This window comes from Burkholderia sp. AU32262 (genome assembly GCF_020419985.1).
GTDB lineage: Bacteria > Pseudomonadota > Gammaproteobacteria > Burkholderiales > Burkholderiaceae > Burkholderia > Burkholderia semiarida.
In genome coordinates this window covers 1-5,735 of record NZ_JAIZRS010000060.1, presented here as the reverse complement: position 1 = coordinate 5,735, position 5,735 = coordinate 1, and the positions used below count along the sequence as shown (strand labels likewise).

Below are 5,735 nucleotides of genomic sequence, written 5' to 3'. Positions count from 1 at the left end.
ATCGTAACGTTCGCGCCTGTCCCGCTGAGATTCTTCGCCGCGATCAGGTCGCTGCCGGTCACGTGCAGATCGTTGCCAGCCGCGATGCTCAGGTTGCCGTTCAGCGAGCCGATCGTGCTGGCGTTGTTCGACACCTCGGCGCTCTGGTTGGTTGTCTTCAGCGAACTGCTGCCCACCGACACCGACAGTCCGCCGCCCGACATCAGCCCGGATTCCTTCTTGTTGTAGTAGCTCGACGACTGCAAGGTATCCTGCGACGTCGTGACCGTTACGTTACGCGCTGCCGTGAGCGTCACGTCATTCGTTCCGACGATGGTGCTGCCCTGAACATTGACGTCCTTTCCACTGACGATGTTCACGCCGTCCGCTGATACCAGACTACCCTGATTCAGCGTCATCGTCTGGTCGATCCCGCTCGCGACCTTCACGCCGCTCACGACGTTGCTATGGCTGTGCATTTCGTGCGAATTCAACACGTGCGTCTCGGTTGTCGATTCGACGTTCACATCGCCAGCCGCCAGCAGGTTCGCGTTGCCCTTCTCGAGGCTGATCGCGCTGCCAGAGAGCGTGATGTCCTTGCCCGACACGATGTTCACCGTGTCGCCGCCCTTGAGCGTGGTCCCGGTCAGCGTCTGATCCGACGTATGCAACGTATCCGCGGAGCTGCCGTGCCTGTCGCGACCCGAGCTGTTGCTGTGCACCGTCGACGTCGCGCTCGCTGCGCCGAGCGTGACGTTGCCCTTGGCTGCGATCGCCCCGCCTTGGCCGAGGTCGATCTGTGCACCCTTGGCGGTTAGATCTCCGCCGACGCCAATCAGTGAAGCACCGCCAACCTGCACAGTGCTGCCGGTGACCTTGTTGATGTCTGTATTCGACACGCCGTTCGCGCGCTGCACGATCTTGTGCTCGCCGGTCTGGACCGCGCCGAGATCCCAGTTGCCGCCGACATTCATCCCGAGATTGCCGCCGACCGACAGGTTGCCCGCGTTCTGCTGGAAGTTGCCGCCCGTCGTGATCGACGCATTGCCCGCCACGTCGAGTTTGGCGGTCGGCCCGAGCGTCGTCACCACGCTCGTCGCGCCGTCCCGGCTCACGCGCGTGTTCGTCTTCGTCGCCGTATCGAGAACCAGGTCTTTCCCGGCATCCAGCTGCAGGCTGCCAGCCTTCACGTTGGCCGACGTCAGATCGATGTTGTTGTCGGTCTTCAGCGACATCAGCCCACCGCTTTGCAATGCACCGAACGCGCTGTCGATCTGCTTGCCCTGGATCGCCAGCGTGTTGTCGGCCTTGATCGTGCCGCTGTTCGTGAACGACTGCGCGTTCTGGAAATCGATGTTCGTCGCGCTGATCAGCGGGCCGTTGATATTCTGCTGATTCGCCTGCGCGAGATATACGACCGGCACCAGCACCGACTGGCCGTCGACCACACGCGTCTCCATCATGATCACGTTGCTGGTTAGCTTCGACACCTGCTCGGCCGTCAAGCTCGCGCCCATCGGCAGATCGAGCGATCTCGACAGATCCGCGCCCGCCGTCATCAACGACTGATACATCGTCTGCAGGTCCGCGTACGGGCCGAGCACCGCCTTGCCGGTCAGCGCCGTCACTTGATTGCGTACGAGCTGCTGCTCATAGAAGCCGTCGCCGAGCCGCTTCGGGATGTGCGTGAGGTCGACGCCGAGCTGACCGAAGAAGTAGTCGCTCGAAATGAAATTCTTCTGGTTCGTGAACGCCGGGTTCGTCTCGATCACGTAGCTCGCGTTCGGCGCGGTGGTCGGCTTGAACAAGCCTCCTTGCGGAATGGTGAGGTTATTCAGGACGTTCAGCGCCGTTGCACTGGCGATGATCGGATCGACCGGCGCCGGCGGACCACCGTGCACCGACGACGCCCCCGATTTCGCGCCGCTCGCGTTACCGCTCAGATTGGCGGGCGTGAGGCCCGGCACCGACTGTCCCGGCAACAAGCCGAGCGACGGAATCGATGTGTTGGCCGCCGAGTTGTTGACGCTCACACCCGTACCCGAGATCGTGCCGTTGGAACTCAGCGTCGAAAAATAGCCCGGCAGCGTGTAATCCTTGATCGACGCCGGCGCCGCCTGCGTATAGCCACCCGGGCGCCCCGTCACGAACGGCGCATTGCCGAACGGCAGTTGCCAGTCGTGTTCAGTGTTGTCGTAGTTGTTGTAGTGGTATTGCCCCGAGTAGGACACCGTCACGCCCGGCAGTTTCTGGCCGGACGCCGCCCAGCCGTCGGCGTCGTAGTGCCCCGGCACCTTGATGTCGCCGACCGCCGCGATATTGCTCCAGTAGTTCTGCAGCGTGCCGACCGACGACGCATCGATCTTGCCGCCCGACACGATCTGCGCGGCCGGGCTGATGTCAGACACGGTCGTCGCTGTCGCGCTGTCGGCATAGTACGTCGTCTTCTGGTAGCCGCTATTCCACTGCCCACCGTGAGGTGGATCGGTCGGAACCCCGCCCACGAAATCCAGAAAGAGCTCTCGCTGTTCGGGCTTGCTCAGGTCGACCCAGTGCACGTCTCGGCCGGCACAGGCATCCATGTACACCGCCACGCATCCGGACATGCTGATGCCGAACTGCGCGAGCAGTGCCGGATCGATCTGGCTGGTGGACGTCTTCATCACGCGGCGCGTGCTCGTCACCTTGTCCGCGTGCAGTTCCATGTCGCCGCTGGACTGGATCAGCGCCGACACATTGTTGACGAGCCCCGCGTTCGTGTAGTTGCCGCTCGCGTCCTTGCCGCCTCCCAGTACGACCTTGCCCATCCCGAAGATGGCGGTCGTCGCCATCGAATCGGTCGCGGTCGTGTCGTCGCGGTTTTCGATGTCGCGTGCGAGGATTTCGAGCGTGCCGTTGCTGTCGGATGCGCCGATCAGCGCGGTCGGGCCGAGGTTCGAGATCGTATTGACGGCGTTAAGCGACGCGCTGGCGCCCACGAGCGCACCCGTGTTCGTCAGATTGGCCGATTGCGTGTGCAGCAGGCCGCCGGCAGTCAACGCGCCCACGTTGACGATGTTGCCCGCGTTGACGCTCAGGTTGTTGACCGATTGCAGGTTCGCAATGTTCGTGAAGGTGCCGGGCAGCGTGAAGGCGAGATCGTGGCCGACGTTGAACTGGGTGTCGGCCGCCGCAGTGTAATCGCCTTGCAGGCTCACGTTGGCGTCGTGCGTTGCGCTGTACGCGCCGCCGTCCAGCAGCGTGGCCGCCGACACCGACAGATCGTGCGTCGAGCTGATCTGTCCGTTCGTATTCGTGATCGCGCCGGTCGTCGTGACGTCCACGTCGCCGTTCGAGTTCGTGACGTTGCCGATCGTGCCGCCGCTGTTGTCGAGGGTGTTGCCTTGAACATGCAGCGTTGCACCGCTGAGCTGCCCGCCCTGCGTGTTGCTGATCGATGCCGCGCTGACCGTCACGTCGCCGTTGCCGGTGATCGCACCCATGCCCGACACGCCGCTGGCGTGGCTGTTCGCAATCTGGCTGCCGCCTTGCACGGTCATCTTGCCGGTGCCGAGGCCGACAATGGCGCCGTCCGCGTTGTCGATCGACGCGGATTGAATGGCGAGCGTGCTGGTGTCGCCTGGAACCGATTGCCCTGCCTGGATGTGGCCGCTTCGGTTCGACAGCGCCCCACCGTTCTTCAACGACAGCGACGCGTCTGATTGCAGCAGGCCCTGTGCGTTGTTCACGTCACCCGCAATGGTGGCGTTGATACCACGCTGCGCGGCAAGAATACCGCTCGCGTTGTTCCAGGAAGCCGCGTTGACGATGGCTTGTCCCTTCGTCACGATGGTGCCCGACGCGTTGTTCAGCGCGCGGGCGCCATTGCCCGGCGCAATCGTCAGCGTGCCGGTGCCAGCATGCGTAATGGTGCCGCCTGCGTTGTTCAACTCGGCCGGCTCAAGCGTCAGATCCGTGGCATTGGTCTGGATCACGCCGGCGGCCGAGTTGTCGAGCGTGCCGCTGACGTTCATCCCCATCGCCGACGATCCATACTGCGTGATCGTGCCGCCGTGATTCACGAGGTTCGCGGCCGTCAGCGCGAGCTGATTGGCTTCCAGCTTGCCGCCGCTGTTGTCGAGCGTGGAATCGGTGAGGACCGACAGGTTCGGTGCGACGACTGAGCCGCCCTGATTCGTCATTGAGCCCGTATGGATCGTCGCGTTCGTGCTGGCACCGATCTGGCCGCCGTCGTTCGACAGCGTACCGCTGGTGACGCTCAGATCCGTATTCGACAGCAGCTTGCCGCTCGCATTATTCAGCGTACCGCCGACGGTTGCCGTCAGTCCGTTCTGCGCGTTGAACGAGCCCGACGTGTTGTTCAGCGTACCGGCTTGCGCGACCACGCGCCCGTTGCTCGCGATTGCGCCGCCGACGTTCGATACCGAGCCCGAACCATTGCCGAGCGTCAGCGTGCCGGTTCCAGCATGCGTGATCGTGCCGCCGTCGTTCACGAGTGCCGTCGGCGCGAGCGTCAGGTCGGTACTGTTCGTTTGCAGCGTACCGCCACTCGAATTGTCGAGCGTGCCCGACACGTTCACGTTCATCGCGCCGGCGCCGGTCTGCGTGATGGTGCCGCTGTGATTCACGAGGTCGGTCGCGGTCAGCGACATCTGGTCGGCCTGCACGGTGCCGGCGCTGTTGTCGAGCGTCGTCGCGCTGACCGTGGCCGTCTGACCAACGATCGAGCCGCCGTTGTTGATCAAGCGCGCGCCCGCATCGACCGCTATCTTTTGCGCAGCCTGCAGCGTGCCGCCGCCGTTGTCGACCGACTGGCCCGCGATACGTAAATTCGTGTTCGATGTGATCGTGCTGCGGTTGACAACGTTTGCGCCGCCGACCGACACATCGCCATTGCCGCCGATCACACCGCCTTGCGCGCCGTTCGCGGTGGTACCTGCCGCATTGATCAATTGGCCGCTCGTCGTGACCGAGAGGCCGTCTGCGTTTAGCGACGTGATCCGCCCCGCCGTGTTGTCCAGTGACGCGCCGGCCACCGTCATGCCGGCCGCGCTTTGAATAGTGCCCTGGTTGTTCGCGATATCACCGCCACGCAGGTCGGCCGTGCTTTCGGATACGAGCTCGCCCGATTGGTTGGCGATCTGGCCGGCGACATTCACCGACAACGCGCTCTGTGACGAAACCTTGCCGCTCTGGTTCGAGAGGGCACCGCCGGTCAGCGTCGTGCTGCCGCCGCTCGACAGGTTGCCGTGATCGTTGATCATCGTGCCCGAAGCATTCGCGTGGACGTCGCCTTGCGCGCTCGTCGTCGCGTTCGACAGGTTCATGTCGCCGGCCGTCGCGTTCAGCGACAGATTGCCATTCGCGGCCGTCGTGCTGCCCGCGAGATTCACGCTGGCGCCAGACAGCGACGCGTTGCCGCCTGCCACGTTCTGGCCGGTTGCGCTCAACTGGCCCGACGTCGCGACGTTCAGGTCGCCGCCGCGGCCGACGGAGCCATCGTTGTTCACACCCGCGCCGAGCGTACCCGTCGAATTGACGGTGCCGGCGTTCACGATCGTATTCTGGCGTGCCGCGAGCGTGCCGCTATTCTTCAAATCGCCGGCCGTATTCACCGACGCCGATTGCTGCGCGTACGTGGTGCCGCTATTCTGAATTCCGCCGGTAGCCGACAGTGCGAGATTGCCGCTCGCCGTGGTCTTGCCCGTGAGCACGAGCCGACCGTTCGATTGCAGCGTCAGGTCACCGGCCTGCGC

At 64.0% G+C, this 5,735-nt stretch carries 1 pseudogene; it reads right to left on the bottom strand.

Annotated features, from left to right (window positions below):
- Positions 1–5,735, bottom strand: a pseudogene (gene bcpA / locus LGN10_RS33225) (contact-dependent inhibition toxin BcpA); the annotation flags it as partial.